We start from the raw sequence: 16,882 nt of genomic DNA on the forward strand, positions 1-16,882 counted from the left end.
GCCACGTCTCCATGTCCGATCCCGTCGTCATCGTCTCTTTCGCGCGCACGCCCATGGGGGGGTTCCAGGGAGCCTTCGCCACCACCAAGGCTACCGACCTGGGTGCCGCGGCGGTCAAGGCCGCCGTCGAACGCGCCGGTCTTGCGCCCGAGAAGATCGAGCAGATCTACATGGGCTGCGTCCTGCCCGCCGGCCTCGGTCAGGCTCCGGCACGCCAGGCGGCCCTCGGTGCCGGTCTGGGCCAGCATGTCGAGGCGACCACGGTCAACAAGATGTGCGGCTCGGGCCTGCAGGCCGTCATGATGGCCTCCGACAGCCTGATGGCGGGCAGCGCCGACGTCATCGTGGCCGGCGGCATGGAATCGATGACCGGCGCGCCGTATCTGATGAACAAGCACCGCGGCGGGGCCCGCATCGGCCACGACGTCATCGTCGACAGCATGATGATGGACGGGCTGGAGGACGCCTATTCCCCCGGCAAGCCGATGGGCTCCTTCGCCGAGGACACTGCCAGGACCTATCAGTTCACACGCGAGGCCCAGGATGCCTATGCGGTTGAAAGTCTGACCCGCGCCCGCGCCGCCATCGCCTCGGGGGCCTTCAAGGCCGAGATCACGCCCGTAGACGTCGCCACCCGCAAGGGCACCGAGACGATCAGCGAGGACGAACAGCCCGGCAAGGCCATGCCGGAGAAGATCCCTGGCCTGAAACCCGCCTTTGCCAAGGACGGCACCATCACCGCCGCCTCCTCCGCCTCCATCTCTGACGGCGCTGCGGCGCTGGTAATGACGCGCGAGAGCGTAGCCAAGGCGTTGGACCTGCCGATCGTCGCCCGCATCGTCAGCCATTCGGCTCATGCCCATGAGCCCGGCCTGTTCACCACTGCCCCCGTCCCGGCCATCCAGAAGGCGCTTAAGAAGGCCGGCTGGTCGGTCGAGGACGTCGATCTGTGGGAGGTTAACGAGGCCTTCGCCGTCGTCCCCATGATCGCCATGCAGGAACTGGGCATCGACCACGCCAGGCTGAACGTTAACGGCGGCGCGACCGCCCTCGGGCACCCCATCGGCGCGTCGGGCGCGCGCGTTCTGGCCACCCTGCTGGGTGCGCTTCAGGCGCGCGGCGGCAAGCGCGGCGTGGCGTCGCTGTGCATCGGCGGCGGCGAGGCTGTGGCCCTTGCGGTCGAGCTGGCCTGACTGCGGCGGGGCATGTCGCTCGCCATCAGCCGCGCCAGCGCGGGGCCTCCGGTAGTCAGGATGATCATGAGCGACTCCCGCAATTGCGAATCATTTGCAGGTTTGCGCAGAAGTGTTGGTCGTGGCAAGCCCTCATTGTGAAGCGGGAGATCACGCATGCGTGTCGATGGAAAACTGGACTACCTCGAACTCCCCGCCGACAGCACCGGCACGATCAAGGCCTTCTATGGCGCAGCCTTCGGCTGGACGTTCCAGGATTATGGCCCGACCTATGCAGCATTCAGCGAAGGTCTGGACGACGGGTTCGATGCCGATGAGGCAACTCTGAAAGCCCCCCTGCCCGTTCTCTATGCCACCGATCTGGAGGCGGCCGTGTCCCGCGTCACGGCGGCGGGCGGCACCATCGTCAAGCCGATCTTCGACTTCCCCGGCGGACAGCGCTTTCACTTCCGCGATCCGGCCGGCAACGAACTGGCCATATGGTCCGAGCCGAAGGCGACGTGACCACGGCGACCATCGCCAAATCCTGTGGCGATTGCGGACTGTGCTGCAAGCTGATGGGGGTCACGGCCCTGGCCAAGCCTGCGGGCAGATGGTGCCGCCATTTCAGCAAGACCAGCGGCTGCGCCATCTATGCCGACCGCCCGGATGATTGCCGCGTCTTCAACTGCCTCTGGCTGCTGACCGATGCGCTCAACGAAGCGTGGAAACCCTCCGTCGCAGGCTTCGTCCTGCACAGCGAGCAAGGCGGTGCGCGCTTGATCGTCGAGTCCGACCCCGCTCGCCCGCACGACTGGCGGCGCGAGCCCTATCAGTCGGCTCTGCGTCGATGGGCCGAGGCTCCGGGCCAGGAGGTGCTGGTGTTCGCCGGGCTGCGCGGTGTCCGGCTGGGCCCGACGGATGCCCCGGTCAGGCGGTCTGCGGCCTAGCGCACATCCACCGTCTGGCCGATCCGCTCGGCCAGAGCCTGATCGGCTCCCTCCAGCGACATGATCCAGACGTGGATTTCCTTCGGCGCGGTCTCGCGCTGGAACAGATGCTCCATGGCGTGACGCGTGCCGCCCTGATTGGCCACGACCGTGGCGCGGCCTCCGACCTCGGCCATCTCGCCGGAATAGATGGGAAACTGCGACGATGGCCCGGCATAGATCATGGCGAAGGATTTATCGCCGCGCTTGACCGTGTAGATCTTGAAGTTCGGGCCGGGCCGTCCCGTCTCGATCCGGAAACCGGGCGGCAGTTCGATGGAGAACGGCAGGGCGGCGATGGCCGCCGCATCCAGCACCGTCGCGGCCGGAGCCGGAGCCGGAGCAGGCGCGCTCGTCTCTGCCGTCGCCGATGCGGCTGGAGGTAAGGCTGCCGATGAAGGCGTCGCAGCGGGCGGCCGGGCAGCGGTCGATGCCGCGGCGGGAGCCGGTGTCACGATCGGCGGCGGAGGCGGCGCCCCCTCGGCCCTCGGGGCGGCCGTCACGGTCGGTGTCGATGCGGCAGGCGAGCGACTGGGTACGGAGCCGAGCGCGCCGGGACGGACCGTGGTCGAGGGCTGGGCTTGAGCCGGGGCACCGTTCAGGCTTCCCGTGATATCTGGCGATCCCGCTGGCCGTGCCGTGGCGGGTGCTGGTGTCTGCGTCGCGGTCTGAGCATGGACCAGGGCCGGAGAGGCGGCGAGGATGAGGGCGGCGAAAGCGATACTTTTCATCTAGCCAATGTCGCCCTTCAGCCCGCGAACGGCAAGGCCCTCAGCGCATAGGCGACGATGGCTGTCACCCCGGCGGCCACGACCGACAGGGCGACGAACCAGGCCAGCCGCTTCCACAGGGGACCGGGCGGCTCGTCAGGTGTGGGCGGGGGGACGGGATCAATGATGATAGCCGGCATCCTCGTCGATCTTGCCGCGGAAGACCCAATAGACCCAGGCGGTATAGGCCAGGATGGCAGGGAGGATCGCCACCACCCCCACCAGCATCAGACCCAGAGCATTGTCCGGGGCCGCAGCCAGGCGGAAATCGACGGCGTAGGGCACAATGTAGGGGGTGAAGCTGGCGGCCAGCCCCAAATAGCCCGACAAAAACACCAAAATCGCACCGACGAAGGGCAGCACGTGCGACGACCGCTGCACCGAGCCAACCAGCAGGATCAGTCCCGCCAGACCCAGCAGGGGCACAGGCAGGAGTGGCCCCAGCACGCCCCAGTCGAGCCCGAACCCCTGCGTCAGGTCGAAGCCCCAGCGCAAGGCGATGCGTGGATGCACGAACAGTGTGGCGACACTGACCGCGGCCAGCAGACCGGCCGTGCACGCCGCGCTGATCAACGACCAGCGCTTGGCGTCACCATGCAGATTGTCCTTGGTCTTCAGCATCAACCAGGTCGCGCCCAGCAGGGCATAGCCCGCCACGATCCCGGCCGAGACCAGCAGCGTATAGGGCGTGAACCAATCGAATGGCCCACCCGCAAACTGTTGGTCGGCTACAGTCACGCCTTGGATGAAGCCACCCAGGATCAGCCCTTGTGCCGCAGCGGTCAGTATCGACCCGCCCGCGAACATCTGGGTCCAGAATTTGCGACCGCGCTTGCGGGCCCTAAAGCGGAACTCGAACGCCACGCCGCGCAGGATCAAGCCTGCCAGCATGAGCAGCACAGGCAGATACAGCGCCGGCATCAGGACGGAATAGGCCAACGGGAACGCCGCCAGCAGCCCCCCGCCCCCCAGCACCAGCCAGGTCTCGTTCCCATCCCAGACGGGCGCGATGGTGTTCATCATCACGTCGCGCTCGCCCGGCGACTTGGCGAACGGAAACAGGATACCGACCCCGAGGTCAAACCCGTCCAGCATGACGTACAGCAGCACGGCGGTGGCGATCACCCCGGCCCAGATCAGTGGCAGGTCCATCAGCTTTCGTCTCCGGGAATGCCACCCTCGGCATCGGCGGGGGCCTTGGCCAGGGCCGAGCCGGGCGCGCGGTCCTGGCGCGGATCGGGTTCCGCCAGCGCCGCCTTGGGTCCCTCGGCCATCAGCCGCAGGATGAACAGAGCCCCCGCAGTGAACACCAGCGCATAGACCAGAACATAGACCGTCAGACTGGTCGCCACCTCGGCCGCCGTGACGGGCGACACGGCGTCACGCGTCTTCAGCACGCCATAGACGACCCAGGGCTGGCGCCCGACCTCGGTGACCATCCAGCCGGCCAGCACCGCAACGAAGCCGCTCGGCCCCATGGCCACGCAGAACTTCAGGAACCACCGGCTCTCGAACAGCCGCTTCCGCCAGATCAGCACAGCTCCGACGCCACCCAGGGCGATCATCAGAAGACCCAGGCCCACCATGATCCGGAAGCCGAAAAAGGGGATGAAGGGCGGCGGCTGATCCTCTCGCGGCCAGGCGTCCAGACCCTGGATGACCTCATCCTTCGGCAGGTTCTGGATCATGTTGCCGATGCCGGGGATGGACACCTCGAAATGGTTCTTCTGCGCCTCGCGGTCCGGGATACCAAACAAGTGGAGCGGCTGATCCGCCCGCGTCTCCCAATAGCCCTCGATGGCGGCGGTCTTGGACGGCTGATACTTGTGGGCCACCTCGCCCGACCAGTGGCCAACGACCAGTTGCAGCGGCGCAGCCACGGCGACCAGGCCGATGGCCATGACTAGGGCGATCCGGCTCTCGGTCCAGGCCTTGCTGCCCCGCTTCTCTTTCAGCACCCGCCATGCCGACGCTCCGCCCACGACCAGTGCCGTGGTCATGAAGGCCGCCAACAGCATGTGCACCAGCCGGGACGGGAAGCTGGGGTTGAACACAACCTGCCAGAAGTCCGTGGCCTGGAACCGGCCATCGGCCATGATCTCGAAGCCCTGGGGCGTCTGCATCCAACTGTTGGCCGACAGGATCCAGAAGGCCGAAATGGTCGTCCCGATTGCCACCAGCACCGTCGCTGTGAAGTGCAGTTTCGGCCCGACCTTCTTCCAGCCGAACAGCATGACCCCCAGGAACGACGCCTCCAGGAAAAAGGCTGTCAGCACCTCGAATGCGAGCAGCGGCCCGATCACCCCGCCCGTGAGGCGAATGAACTCCGACCAGTTGGTGCCGAACTGGTAGCTCAGCACCACGCCCGACACGACGCCCATGCCGAAGCTGAGGGCGAAGATCTTCACCCAGAACAGATACAGGGTCTTGAAGGCATCCCGCTTGGTCCAGAGCCACAGCCCCTCCAGCACCGCCAGAAAGGCGGCCAGCCCGATCGTGAAGGCCGGAAACAGGATGTGAAATGCGATGGTGAAGGCAAACTGCATCCGCGACAGCAGAAGCGCGTCGAATTCCACGGTGATCGCCTTTTCAAATAACCCTACGACAATTGCGGCTTTATACCCGTCGAGCCGCAGAGTCCATGAGCGTACGGTCGCGCGGCGGAAGGTCGCAAAGCTTGGCTGTTGATAATCAGGCGGCGGGCAGTTCGATCCAGAAGGTCGCACCTTCGCCCGGCGTAGAGATCACGCCAATACTGCCCCCCTGCAGCTCCACGAGGCGCTTGGCCAAAGCCAGGCCGATGCCATGGCCCTCGATGGTGGATCGTTCCAGTCCCAATCGATTGAAAGGCTCGAACAGTTGCGCCTGTTTCTCGAGCGACAGGCCGGGCCCCTGATCGCTCACCTCAACCCGCACGGCATCATGGACCCGGCAGGCGCGGAAAGTAACGAGGCCGCCGCTGGACCCATATTTCACGGCATTGCTGGCAAGGTTGGTGATGATCTGGTTCAGACGCTGAGAGTCGGCCAGCGCAACCAGCCCGTCGCCCTCGGTGACCACCTCCAGCCTGAGCTCTGTCGCTTCGGGCCGCAGGGCTGTCGCGCGACGTACATCTTCAAGAACACCCGGCACGTCTGTGGGCCGCAACTCGACACGGACATCCCCGGATTCGGCACGCGCGACATCCAGCAGGTCGTGCGCCAAGGTTTCTACCTGACGTGCCGTCTTCACGACCATGGCAGCCATTTCGGTCTGGGTGTCGTTGATCGGCCCCAGTTGCCCGCCCTGCCACAGCTCACCGATGCCGATGATGCCACCGACAGGACTCTTGATCTCATGCGCCACATTAGCCAGCAGGCGCGACTTGGCCGCAGAGGCCTTCTCGGCCCGAACCTGACCCAGTTTGGCGCGATCCGACAACCGGTCACGCTCTTCCAGCAGAGCCGCCACAAGCATGATCGGTAAATAGCCCAACAACACCAGCAACTGCGCCATCAAGGCCTGGTCAGCCCGGCTGAAATCGCCTGCGAAAGGCCCGTGGCCTTTCATGCTGCCCCCGACCGCCAGAATGGTGATGATCAGAAGGGCGGCCGTCACCCCAAGCATGCGCAGGCGCACCGCGATCAGCAGCAGGATCGGCAGGATCAGGAACGACAGCTGCACATCCAGATGGACGAAGACGATCCAGCTGCCCACCGATAGCAGCGCCATCAGCACCGCCGCCTCCAGCGCGACGGCGGGCGCTCTTAACCGCGCGATCTCCCGTTTTGTAAGCGACAGGCCGAAACTGCCGATGATTGCGATGCTCAGGGCGTGACCGAACCACCAGGTCTGAGCGCTTTGAATCGGATTGGTCCCGTCCAGCAGATATAGTGCGCCACTGGACAACAAGGCGGCAGGAATTGGCGCGACCAGAGCAGCCCCAAGCAAGAACCGCGTCGCGCCTTCGACGGTGGCCAGGTTCAGCGTCGGTGCGAAACGCCGCGCGATCCACACCGCCATTGCGACGTCCAGCATATTGGCTGCCGTGAACATGGCCGTGTGAGCAGTGTCGTTACCAATAAGGAAATTTCCCGCCGCCATGCCCATGGCGATCAGGCCCGCGAAACTAAGGTCGTACATCCGGCCTGTGGACGTTCGCAGCCACACAACCACGGCCAGTCCCGCCGCTCCCCAAAGCGGAGCAACCAGACCGACGGAGCGCGCGAAACTGATCGAGATGACCACCATCACCGTCACGGCGATGGCGGTGAATACCGGAGCCATGGTCTGGCGACGCCGTCTCAGACTGGCCGCCTCACGCGCCAGCCTTGCCGCTGCGACCTTATCTGCCGCGGCGACGGGTGCGCTGTCGGATGGGGCGAGCACGCGGCTCATGGGCATGGGACGGTTCCGGTGGACGCAATAAGAACCAGCCTTAGCCGTCGTCCACTAACATCCCCTGAAGGATCAGTTCGCCGATGCAAGCACCTGATTGAACTCGCGCACTGCCGGTGCAGGACCGCCAGGATGATCCCAGACCGCACTGCTGACAGCGACGAAGTCCGCACCCGCCTTGGCCAAGGCTGCTGCGTTCTGGGGTGTAACTCCCCCAATCGCGACGCACGGCACTTCGACCGTCTCCTGCCATATAGTCAGGATTTCCGGGTCAGGACGGTGGGTCGTCGCCTTGGTCGTCGTGGGATGGAACGCTCCGAACGCCACATAGTCTGCGCCAGCCTCGGCTGCATCCATCGCCAGTTCGCGGCTGTCGTGGCATGTGACGCCGATGATGGCTTCCGGTCCCATGATCCGCCTGGCCTCGGCCAACGGCATATCCGATTGCCCCAGATGCACGCCGTCGCAGCCCGACCGCTTCGCCAGATCCGGCCTGTCGTTCAGAATGACCGCGACGCCACGCCGCTGGGCCACCGGCAGTATCGCCTCAACCGCAGCCAAAACTCCGGGGTCGTCCGCCGCCTTCAACCTGACCTGCAGGGCGGCAACATCGCCAGCGTCCAGGGCGTTCGCCAAGGTCAAAACAAACGCTTCCAGGTCCGGGATCGCTGAAGGCGTTATCAAATACAGCCGACAGGGCGGGCGGGCGGGGATCAAAGGTTGTTTGGCCATACAGGGCAGTTGCGATGCGACGATGTCCGCGTCAACCCGCCCCGCTGCGAACGCCTTGCATTCGCCTTAACGTGCCTGCTATAGCGAACCATTCGCATCACCAGCCGGGTTTCGCCTGTCGTGTACGTCTGCAACTGCAATGGTCTTCGCAAACGTGATGTGGCCCTGGCCATCGAGTCTGGTGCCTGCCGTCCACGCGACATCTTCACGCGCAACCAATGTCAGGCCCAATGCGCCAAATGCGTCTGCGAAATGCGTCAGATGATTCAGGAAACGCAGCAGGCGTTCGCCATGGCCGCCGAATAGCCAACGGCAATGGCTTTGCGCGGAAAAATCATTCGCAATATCAATGTGCTGATAAGTAATCGCAAAAGATCACAGGCCTTTTTCCTGTGATACAACTGTCTGGCTAGGACGGGATGCGTCCGGGGCCGTCGGCTCCACACCCGCCCATCGAAAGAGACAAGGCCATGAAGGGCGATCCCGCGATCATCCGCACGCTCAATGCAGTGCTGACCAACGAACTCACTGCCGTGAACCAGTATTTCCTGCATGCCCGCATGTTCGAAAGCTGGGGCCTGAAACACCTTGGCCAGATCATTTACGACGAGTCGATCGGCGAGATGAAACATGCCGACATGCTCATCAAGCGCATTCTCTTTCTGGATGGCCTGCCCAATCTTCAGGATCTGCACAAGTTGAAGATCGGCGAGGAAGCAGTCGAATGTCTGGGGGCCGACCTTCAGCTTGAGATCGACAGCCGCGCCACGACTGCCGCAGCCGTGGCCCAGTGCGAGGCCGCCGGTGACTTTGTCAGCCGCGACCTGCTGATGCGGATTCTGAACGACACCGAAGAGCACATCGACTTCCTGGAAAACCAGCACCACCTGATCCGCCAGCTGGGCGTGCAGAACTATCTGCAATCCGCGATGACCGAGATCAGCCCGGACAAGTCCGCCACCGGCAACTGATCGGCGGAACCGCAACGCCGCCTAGCCCATTGTTCGGTCAGCAACAGAAGGGCTGACCATGACGGACATTGCAGAATTCGTGGACGACGCGCGCGACGCGGCGCTGGATTTCGTCAATGGCGACGAGCGCGACATGGGCCATGTCGTTCTGGGGGTCGTGGTGACGGCCGGATTCGCCTTGGCAGCGACCTTCCTGGCCAACAAGGCGTTGCAACCGCGACTTTCGGCCTCGGACATCCGCAGCGGGGCCCGGCCCGTGACGGAGCGTCCGCGGGGAGCCATGAGCATGATCGTGCCGGCGGTCTTCTCGGCGACCAGCCTGTCGGCCGTCCGCGTCTGGAACGGGCCGAAGAGCCAACGGCGGACAGGCACCCTGGCTCTTTGGGCCGCAACCCAGGTGGTCAATGCGATCTGGCTGGCGGCGCGCCCGGCGGGTCGAGGCTTCCAGATCGCGGCGGCCATGGCCTCGGCGGGCATGGCTGCCGCTTTCGCTCATGAAGCCCGCAAGCTGGATGAAGGGGCAGGCAAGATGGCCTCTCCGATCGGCGGCGCGACCCGCCTGATGAACAAGGTCGAGGACAAGCTTTCGGACGACCATCGCACCGTCCACTGACGGACAGCGCCTTGCCGTAAGCCCCGGCTTCCTTTACGGACTGCGCCCGCTCGTGCGCGCCACAAGGGCTGCGCCAAAACCTTTTCGAGACACCGATGAAGATCAACGGCAACACCATCAAGCCCGGCATGGTTCTGCAGGTCAACGGCGGCCTGTGGGTCGTGACCAAGGCCAGCCACGTCAAGCCCGGCAAGGGCGGGGCCTTCGCCAACGTTGAGGCCAAGAACCTGGAAACCGGCAACAAGCTGAACGAGCGTTTCCGGTCGGAAGACAAGGTCGAACGCGTGACGCTGGAGCAGAAGGACTTCTCCTACCTGTTCGACAACGGCGACAGCCTGGTCTTCATGGACGACACCACCTACGAGCAGGTCGAACTGCAGAAGGACTGGGTCGGCGAAGATCGCATCGCCTATCTGCAAGAGGGCATGAAGGTCATCATCGAGACGCATGAAGACCGCCCCATCGGCTTGTCCCTGCCCGACCAGGTTACCCTGGAAGTGGTCGAGACCGAGCCGACGGTGAAGGGCCAGACGGCGTCGTCGTCGTACAAGCCGGCGATAGCGAACAACGGCGTCCGCATCATGATTCCGCCCTATATGGGCGTGGGCGAAAAGATCGTCGTCGATACCTCGACCGGCGAATACGTCCGCCGCGCGGACTGATTACACTCAACACTCGGCCCCATCCGGAGCCGTTGAACTTCTCCGCATCTCCGGGCTGGCGCCTTTTCAGGACATGCGGACCAGGAGATTTGCGACCATGGCCCTCGCCTCAGCCCTCGTTTCCGTGATGATCGACGCCGTTCGCAAGACGGCGCGCCCGATGCTGCGCGACTTCGGCGAGGTCGCCCAGTTGCAGGTCTCGCGCAAGGGTCCCGGCGATTTCGTCACGGCTGCCGACATCCGGGCCGAGGACACCCTGTATGAGCTGCTGATGAAGGCCCGCCCCGGCTACGGCTTCCTGGGCGAGGAGCGGGGCATGATGGAGGGGACCGACAAGTCCCATATGTGGATCGTCGACCCGATCGACGGCACCACCAACTTCATGCACGCCATGCCCCACTTCGCCATCACGGTGGGGCTGCAACGCACCGCACCGGACGGCACGTCCGAGATCGTGGCGGGCGTGACCTACAACCCGGTGATGAACGAGCTGTTCTGGGCCGAAAAGGGCAAGGGCTGCTATCTGAACGACCAGCGCATCCGTGTAGCGGGCCGCAAGGATCTGTCCGAAAGCCTGATCGCGACCGGCCTGCCCTTCATCGGCAAGACCGGCCACGCCCAGTCGATCAAGGACATCCACGCCGTGGGCCAGCGCGTTGCGGGCATCCGCCGTCTGGGCTCTGCCGCGCTCGACTTCGCCTGGGTCGCCGCAGGCCGCTATGACGCCTACTATGAGCGCAACCTCCAGCCCTGGGACGTGGCGGCGGGCATCCTGTTCGTCACCGAGGCCGGCGGCATCGTCACCACCATCGACGGCGAAGGCCGCCCGGAGACAGGGGCCCAGATCCTGGCCGCCAACTCCGACCTGCATCCGCAGTTGCAGAAGGTGCTGCGGGGCTAGGTTCGAGGGGACGCAAAGAATCGGGCTCGACAACCACGCTCGGGCTTTGCGTGCCCCCTATTCGGGAACACTCTGCGGCCGGATTTCAAGTCGCTGCGCGATCGAGAGGATCAGCTTCTGATCTTCGATAGACAACGCAGGCAAGATCCTATTGGTCTCGACAGAATATCGCGTGGGCATGGCCGGCATGGAGACAGGCTCCTGGCGGTTCGGCTCTCGGAAAAAATATGAAACATCGACATCCAGGAAGCTGGACGCCTCCCAAAGCTTAGAAGCCGATATCCGGTTGGCCCCCTTTTCGTACTTCTGGATCTGCTGGAATGTCAGGTTGAGTGCCTTCCCGAGGTCTGCCTGGCTGTAGCCCAACTCCAACCGTCGCCGCGCCACCCGCTGTCCGACAGACTTGTCGATGGGGTGGGGTTCTTCTGTCGTCGGCTTTGCCATGAGTGTTCTTGCGCTGTCAGGTTTCAGGCGTCGTCGCCTAAGGTCGTTGCCGGAGGGATGAGGCGACACCAATCTCGCGCGGACGGATCACGCCGGTGGTCAGTAGTCTTGAAACCAGATGCCTGGTGCTGACGCTGGCACGGCCATGAAAATCCAGCCAGCGTGCAACAAGTTCAGGATTGGCCAGTGCCATGTCCCGCCCTCCGGGTACTTTCACGACAGCACCGCCCTGCTCCAGGATCGCGACGTGTCGCCTGACCGTCTCTTCCGGTAGTCGTAACAAGCGGGCGAGGGCGGCAACGGAGACGGGTCCGGTGTGCGGCTTGCACGGCGCCAGGCCACCTCCATTCGGAGGCATAAACGGAAACAGGCGCAGTGCGCTGCCCGTAAGATGTGCCACGCCCAACTGGACGAACCGGGTCATGACACTGTTCGTGCTGTTGAGGTCCGTCGCATAATCAATCCCGCGCAGGATGTGGGCATTGACCAGTCGGATAGCCTCCCCGCCCTTCTCCCATTGCGGAGATGCCAACACGTAGTCTTGCGTGAGACCGCAGGCTTCGATCGCCGCCAGCCCTTCGATAAAATCCGAAATGCCGTGAAGAAACGCTGTCAGCGTCGTCACCAACGGTTCCGCCAGAATGGCCGAAGAGTTAAGGACATAGCCATCCTCGCGTCGCTCCAGAATGCCCTGCTTCTGTAATGCCGCCAGCTTCACGCGAGCGGTCTCATCCGGGATGCCCAGAGACTGTGCCATGCTTGTGGCGTTAACGGCGCGCCGCAGGTCGTCCGGCAGGCCGCCAGGCTCCATCAGGCGGCCTGAGTCGCGCGGATAGTGGTCCGAGGGCTGGACGTTGGCACCCAGAACACCCCCTAACAGAAGCGCGGAAACCAGATCGTCGTTCACCGCTGCACGCGCCGCGTCGGTGAAGCTGAGCGTCAGACGAACATTCAGCCATGTAATCTGGGCGGCTTGAATCCTTGCCAGCATCAGTAGTCAACCAAACCCTGCATCTCGCAAGAATGCTTCAGCGCAATTGCGCTGGCGGTCCATTGTTACACCCCCAGATTTGGGGGAATCAGGCACCAGCACAGATGCAGTCACATCTGTCATCAAGGTCTGCTGTTTCCGACGCGGAGCCGAGCGCAGCTAGAGATCGAGGGGCAGCACGAACATCTCAGAATACTGGCCTGGTCCAGACGGCGTGGCGAACACCATGTAATCGCTCCCCAGATCGTGCTTGGCTCGGCGGACGAGAGCACTGAAAGCTTCGATCTCGCCGTCCCGGGCCGTGAAGGCGAAGCCTTGTCCGTCGGCAACGATGTTGCAGCAGGTAGCGTCACGGATCAGTGTGGCTAGCACAGGCATCCTACCCTCCCGGCTGACCGCACTAACGTCGTCCGCGCGTTGGGTGAATAAATTTGCCCCCAGATTTGGGGGATTGGCCGCCTGACATTCTCCGGCAGCGATTCCACTTTCGCCCAGAGCCATAGCACGCTCGCTTCATGTGCAACCTCTATCGGATACGGTCAGGCCGCGGGCCATTCTGGACCAGCGAGCCGGTGAAAGCCGTCCGCCCCAAGGCCATGCCGGACGGGGCGCTTGTGGCGATGGACGCCATCGAAGTCGGTCGGGAATGAAGAGGCCAAGCATCGCGCTGATACGCGCGGTAGGAAACGGCCTAGATCAACGTCTGCTGGCCCGGCTTTGACGGCGCGACAAGCGGTTGGTCACCACGCCGAGACCTCTCCGTTTCGGCACTGAAGCGCACATCGATGTCGCGATCGCGTGCAAGGGTCGCGAGCGCCTCATCAGCGACGGCAGACCACGGTTTGCCACGATCGGCACCGGTGGGAACGCGTGGCAGCAAACCGGGCTGACTGCTCCATTCGATCAGTTGCGAGAGCGGAACGGCATTGAGCATGTCGCGCAGGTGGTGTGCGGTCACATAGGCATCGGGCAGGGCGCGGTGCGCGGGCAGGCCCCGCTCGTGGATCAGGCCCTCGGGCCTGCGCTGATAGCGCACCATCTGGTTGGAAAATCTGGGCAGCTCCGGCCAGACCCGCAGGGCGCATTTCCAGGTGCAGATCCAGGTCGCTCCCCCACTGAGACGGGGGGTGCAATAGCGCTGTTCGAAGGCGGCGCGGTGGGCTGCGAGCGCCACAACGGGGGTGTCGGGCCGCAGCACGGACGGCGCGACGTCCTTCCAGAACGGTGCATCCGCTACCCATTCATCGAGAATGTGGTGGACCACCATGGTGTCCGGCGAGATTGGCCGTCCCGGATTGACGAAAAGGGCCCCTCTGGAGGTCTCGCTGACCGACCACAGACCGCCGGCGTCCTGCACGACGTCCTGCCAGCCGATCTCGCACACATCGCTCGCGCCATTGCCGGCGGTTTCAAGGTCGATGACGCGCACGCACACGGGCTGGGCGGGATCGTCCGTCACGAGCTGGACCGACCACCCTTCTTGCCGAGGATCGCCTGCGCCCTGGACGACTTGCGCGGATTGGTCTCGCCATCCCTGGCCGCCGCCGCATTGGCGCGCCTAGCCGTGTGACTACCCTTGCCCTTGGTCTCTGACATGGTCGTTCTCCACTTTGACACCTCCTGTCACAGCGAAACCAAGGGGTCAGTTGTTCCCTTCGGCATCGGCTCGACACAGTCTAGCGAGATCGATGGTAATGTGTGCTTGCAGCCTATGGTCGCAATCGACTCATTGCAGACCTCGGGTAGCTTGCGCCTTTGCCCATCTGGTGAGACTCTGCAGTGAGGGGCCTAGCCATGTTTCGACGGGATACGTTTGCGCTAATTGGTACCGCGCTGATCGGTGTGATTTGCACAATCTATCTGGTCATTGGATCGACGCCCTTCTTCCCGAAATCAGTCTACACACAGTTAGGCGAGTGCCCCGCGAACACCCCCTTCCCCGCTGAGAGAGGGTTGGTGATGGATGAGTTCTATGCGGATTGGTACTCGAGTGAACTTCAAGCTTTCCACGAGGACCCATTGTTCCCGGCAAAGGGGCAGAGTTCACAAACGGTGAGATTCGCTCTGCTGCGCAGTTTCCATGCGCCAGTAATGGTCCGCACGGTCGAGACGAATGATGGCCATATCCGCCTGATTGGCAAATGGATCGCGGGTCAGGATGGATGCGAAACCAATCACCTAAGCTGCTCCGTCGATCGGGTTCTGACGCAGGCTGAGCGGGAACGCCTTAAGGCCGCGCAGCTACAGCTTCACAAAGCGTCATATAGTTGTGATGGTGGTTTGGACGGCTCAAGGTGGCTGCTCGAAGTGAGTGGGCGTGGCGAATACAAAATTTGGAGCGAGTGGTCGCCGAGAAACGGCGATTTGAGAGCTTTGGCATTGGTTATGCTGGACCTGACAGGGTGGCAGCTTGCTGAAGTGTACTGACTCTCGTCCGCTTCGCACCCTCACCATACGTCCGGTCGGTCCGCTCTAGGCGACTTTCACCCCCGCCGTTTCCTCACCCGATAAGCGTCCGCGCTGCCGCCCTTGCCTCGTCCGTGATCACCGCCCCTGACAGCATGCGCGCAATCTCTTCCTGACGGGCCTCCTCATCAAGCGCATCGACGGTGGTCGTGGTCAGGCCGCCGGTGTCGGACTTGCGGACCTTCCAGTGGGCGTGGCCTCTGGCGGCGACCTGGGGGCTGTGGGTGACGACCAGGACCTGGGCACCGGTGGACAGGCGTTGCAGGCGTTCGCCGACGGCCTGGGCCACGGCACCGCCAACCCCCTGATCGACCTCGTCGAAGATCATGACCGGCTGGCGCTGGTCCTCGCGTCCGGCCAGCGCCGCCTTCATGGCCAGGGCGAAGCGGGCCAGTTCGCCGCCCGAGGCGATGGCGTCCAGGGGGCCGAAGTCGGTACCGGCATTGGTGGCGATCTCGAACCGGGTCGTCTCCACGCCCAGGGGGCCGCGCCGCCCGTCGGCCACCGGCTCGAACGCCACGCGGAAGCGGGCGCGGTCCAGTTTCAGCGGGCCCAGCTCCTGCATTAGCGCCGTCGTCAGCCGCAGCGCCGCTGCCTCTCGCGCCGAGGTCAGGAAGGTCGCGGCCAGATCGTAGTGTTCGCGCGCGGCGCTGGCCTGGCGCTCCGCCGCCACGATGGCGTCGGCGCCGTCCTCGATCAGGCGCAGCTGCTCGCGGAACCGCACGCGCAACACGGGCAGGTTCTCGACCGAGGTGTTCAGCTTGCGGGCCGCGGCGCGCAGGGCGAACAGCCGTTCCTCGGCCTTGTCCAGCCGGCCCGGCTCGAAGTCGAAGGCGTTGGCGGCGGCGTCGACGGTGGCGATGGCCTCTGTCGCCTCGACCAGGGTGCGGTCGATGGCCTCGGCCGCTGCGCCCAGTTGCACGATGACGGGGTGGTCGGCGGCCGCGCCCGCCTGCCCCGCACGCTGGCGCGCATGCTCGACGGCGCGCAGAGCCGAGGCCAGTTTCTGCGACAGCTTGTCCCCGCCCAGAAGGGTCCGGGCGTCGGCCAGATCGGCCAGGGCCTTTTCCGCCGCGCCCAGAATGGCGCGCTCGCCGGCCAGCTCGGTCTCTTCCTCGGCGCGGGGATCCAGCGCATCCAGATCGGCCAGGGCGTCGGTCAGTTCCTCGGCACGCGAGGCGGCATCGGCGGCGGCGGCCTTCAGCTCCGCGACCGCGCGATCGGCGGCCTTCAGGGTCTCGGAGGCGGTGGCCACGGCGCTGAGCTGCGGCTGGACCCCGCCATAGATGTCCAGCAGGGCGCGGTGGGTCTTCCAGTCCAGCAGGCCGACGGTCTCGTGCTGGCCATGCACCTCGACCAGCGCCTGGCCGATTTCGCGCAAGGCCGTGACCCCCGCAGGCTGATCGTTGACGAAGGCGCGGCTGCGGCCATCGGCGGTGACGACGCGGCGCAGGATCAACTCCTCGCCCGCCGCCACCTCGAACCCCCGCTCGGCCAGCAGCTCGATCAGGGCGGGGTCGTCGGGAGCAGTGAAGACCGCCGTGGCCGTGGCCTGTTTCGCGCCATGACGGACCAGACCGGCATCGCCTCGCGCGCCGAGCGCCAGGCCGAGGGCATCCAGAATGATCGACTTGCCCGCCCCCGTCTCGCCGGTCAGCACGGTCAGCCCGTCCCGAACCTCCAGGTCCAGCACGTCCACCAGCACGATATCGCGGATGGAAAGGGCGGTCAGCATGAGGGCGCGCGATTCGGCATGGGCGTCAGTCTAGACCGGAACGGGGCAAGAACAGTCAG

21 protein-coding genes are annotated in these 16,882 nt (G+C 64.6%); 9 read left to right on the top strand and 12 right to left on the bottom strand.

What is annotated here, in order from left to right; all coding sequences use genetic code 11:
* Positions 1-11: 11 nt before the first annotated feature.
* The 3 genes from WC585_RS09945 (at position 12) to WC585_RS09955 (ending at position 2,122) form a co-directional block, all read left to right on the top strand.
* On the top strand, positions 12-1,193 hold the full coding sequence (locus tag WC585_RS09945) for an acetyl-CoA C-acyltransferase (protein ID WP_373257778.1): 1,182 nt from the start codon (positions 12-14) through the stop codon (positions 1,191-1,193).
* Between the two features lie 156 nt (positions 1,194-1,349).
* On the top strand, positions 1,350-1,697 hold the full coding sequence (locus tag WC585_RS09950; protein ID WP_373257779.1) for a VOC family protein: 348 nt from the start codon (positions 1,350-1,352) through the stop codon (positions 1,695-1,697).
* A complete protein-coding gene (locus WC585_RS09955; RefSeq protein ID WP_373257780.1) occupies positions 1,673-2,122 on the top strand; it encodes a YkgJ family cysteine cluster protein in 450 nt (149 codons plus the stop codon). Before WC585_RS09950 ends, WC585_RS09955 begins: the two co-directional genes overlap by 25 nt.
* Here WC585_RS09955 and WC585_RS09960 read toward each other — a convergent pair.
* The 6 genes from WC585_RS09960 to thiE all read right to left on the bottom strand — a co-directional run bounded on the left by WC585_RS09960 (position 2,119) and on the right by thiE (position 8,040).
* Entirely contained in the window at positions 2,119-2,892 is a 774-nt protein-coding gene (locus WC585_RS09960; protein WP_373257782.1) for a hypothetical protein, read from the bottom strand. The genes WC585_RS09955 and WC585_RS09960 overlap by 4 nt on opposite strands.
* Positions 2,893-2,909: 17 nt before the next feature.
* A complete protein-coding gene (locus WC585_RS09965) occupies positions 2,910-3,071 on the bottom strand; it encodes a hypothetical protein (RefSeq protein ID WP_373257784.1) in 162 nt (53 codons plus the stop codon).
* Positions 3,052-4,083, bottom strand: a complete 1,032-nt coding sequence (gene cydB, locus WC585_RS09970; RefSeq protein WP_373257785.1) for a cytochrome d ubiquinol oxidase subunit II — start codon at positions 4,081-4,083, stop codon at positions 3,052-3,054. Before cydB ends, WC585_RS09965 begins: the two co-directional genes overlap by 20 nt.
* A complete protein-coding gene (locus tag WC585_RS09975) occupies positions 4,083-5,507 on the bottom strand; it encodes a cytochrome ubiquinol oxidase subunit I (RefSeq protein ID WP_373257786.1) in 1,425 nt (474 codons plus the stop codon). Before WC585_RS09975 ends, cydB begins: the two co-directional genes overlap by 1 nt.
* A gap of 115 nt (positions 5,508-5,622) precedes the next feature.
* Positions 5,623-7,308 carry an ATP-binding protein gene (locus WC585_RS09980; protein WP_373257787.1) on the bottom strand — a complete coding sequence of 562 codons (1,686 nt, stop codon included), beginning with the start codon at positions 7,306-7,308 and terminating at the stop codon, positions 5,623-5,625.
* A 72-nt stretch (positions 7,309-7,380) separates the two neighbouring features.
* The gene (gene thiE, locus WC585_RS09985; RefSeq protein ID WP_373257788.1) at positions 7,381-8,040 is read right to left on the bottom strand and encodes a thiamine phosphate synthase; all 660 of its coding nucleotides are present in this window, start codon (positions 8,038-8,040) and stop codon (positions 7,381-7,383) included.
* 120 nt (positions 8,041-8,160) lie between these two features.
* On the opposite strand from thiE, the gene WC585_RS09990 reads away from it, so the two are divergent.
* The 5 genes from WC585_RS09990 to WC585_RS10010 all read left to right on the top strand — a co-directional run bounded on the left by WC585_RS09990 (position 8,161) and on the right by WC585_RS10010 (position 11,187).
* Positions 8,161-8,346 carry a bacterioferritin-associated ferredoxin gene (locus WC585_RS09990; protein ID WP_373257789.1) on the top strand — a complete coding sequence of 62 codons (186 nt, stop codon included), beginning with the start codon at positions 8,161-8,163 and terminating at the stop codon, positions 8,344-8,346.
* 164 nt (positions 8,347-8,510) lie between these two features.
* Entirely contained in the window at positions 8,511-9,011 is a 501-nt protein-coding gene (gene bfr / locus WC585_RS09995) for a bacterioferritin (protein ID WP_373257790.1), read from the top strand.
* Positions 9,012-9,069: 58 nt separating this feature from the next.
* A complete protein-coding gene (locus WC585_RS10000; RefSeq protein WP_373257791.1) occupies positions 9,070-9,624 on the top strand; it encodes a tryptophan-rich sensory protein in 555 nt (184 codons plus the stop codon).
* 95 nt (positions 9,625-9,719) lie between these two features.
* Positions 9,720-10,286 (top strand): elongation factor P, encoded by a 567-nt coding sequence (efp, locus tag WC585_RS10005; protein WP_373257792.1) that lies wholly within the window; start codon positions 9,720-9,722, stop codon positions 10,284-10,286.
* Between the two features lie 97 nt (positions 10,287-10,383).
* Entirely contained in the window at positions 10,384-11,187 is an 804-nt protein-coding gene (locus WC585_RS10010; RefSeq protein ID WP_373257794.1) for an inositol monophosphatase family protein, read from the top strand.
* A 57-nt stretch (positions 11,188-11,244) separates the two neighbouring features.
* Here the strand turns inward: WC585_RS10010 and WC585_RS10015 are convergent, their stop codons facing one another.
* The 5 genes from WC585_RS10015 to WC585_RS10035 all read right to left on the bottom strand — a co-directional run bounded on the left by WC585_RS10015 (position 11,245) and on the right by WC585_RS10035 (position 14,218).
* Positions 11,245-11,631: a helix-turn-helix domain-containing protein gene (locus WC585_RS10015; RefSeq protein ID WP_373257795.1), complete on the bottom strand. Its 387-nt coding sequence runs from the start codon at positions 11,629-11,631 to the stop codon at positions 11,245-11,247.
* A gap of 37 nt (positions 11,632-11,668) precedes the next feature.
* On the bottom strand, positions 11,669-12,622 hold the full coding sequence (locus WC585_RS10020) for a winged helix-turn-helix domain-containing protein (protein ID WP_373257796.1): 954 nt from the start codon (positions 12,620-12,622) through the stop codon (positions 11,669-11,671).
* 159 nt (positions 12,623-12,781) lie between these two features.
* On the bottom strand, positions 12,782-13,000 hold the full coding sequence (locus WC585_RS10025) for a hypothetical protein (RefSeq protein ID WP_373257798.1): 219 nt from the start codon (positions 12,998-13,000) through the stop codon (positions 12,782-12,784).
* A 313-nt stretch (positions 13,001-13,313) separates the two neighbouring features.
* Positions 13,314-14,051, bottom strand: coding sequence for a DNA polymerase III subunit epsilon (locus tag WC585_RS10030; protein WP_373257799.1), 738 nt, complete (start codon positions 14,049-14,051; stop codon positions 13,314-13,316).
* 26 nt (positions 14,052-14,077) lie between these two features.
* Positions 14,078-14,218, bottom strand: a complete 141-nt coding sequence (locus WC585_RS10035; RefSeq protein WP_373257801.1) for a hypothetical protein — start codon at positions 14,216-14,218, stop codon at positions 14,078-14,080.
* A gap of 363 nt (positions 14,219-14,581) precedes the next feature.
* Between WC585_RS10035 and WC585_RS10040 the strand changes: the two genes are divergently transcribed.
* The gene (locus WC585_RS10040) at positions 14,582-15,049 is read left to right on the top strand and encodes a hypothetical protein (RefSeq protein ID WP_373257802.1); all 468 of its coding nucleotides are present in this window, start codon (positions 14,582-14,584) and stop codon (positions 15,047-15,049) included.
* Positions 15,050-15,122: 73 nt separating this feature from the next.
* On the opposite strand, the gene recN is transcribed toward WC585_RS10040, so the two are convergent.
* The gene (gene recN, locus WC585_RS10045; protein WP_373257803.1) at positions 15,123-16,823 is read right to left on the bottom strand and encodes a DNA repair protein RecN; all 1,701 of its coding nucleotides are present in this window, start codon (positions 16,821-16,823) and stop codon (positions 15,123-15,125) included.
* Between the last annotated feature and the right edge of the window lie 59 nt (positions 16,824-16,882).

It is taken from the genome of Brevundimonas sp., from assembly GCF_041648055.1.
GTDB lineage: Bacteria > Pseudomonadota > Alphaproteobacteria > Caulobacterales > Caulobacteraceae > Brevundimonas.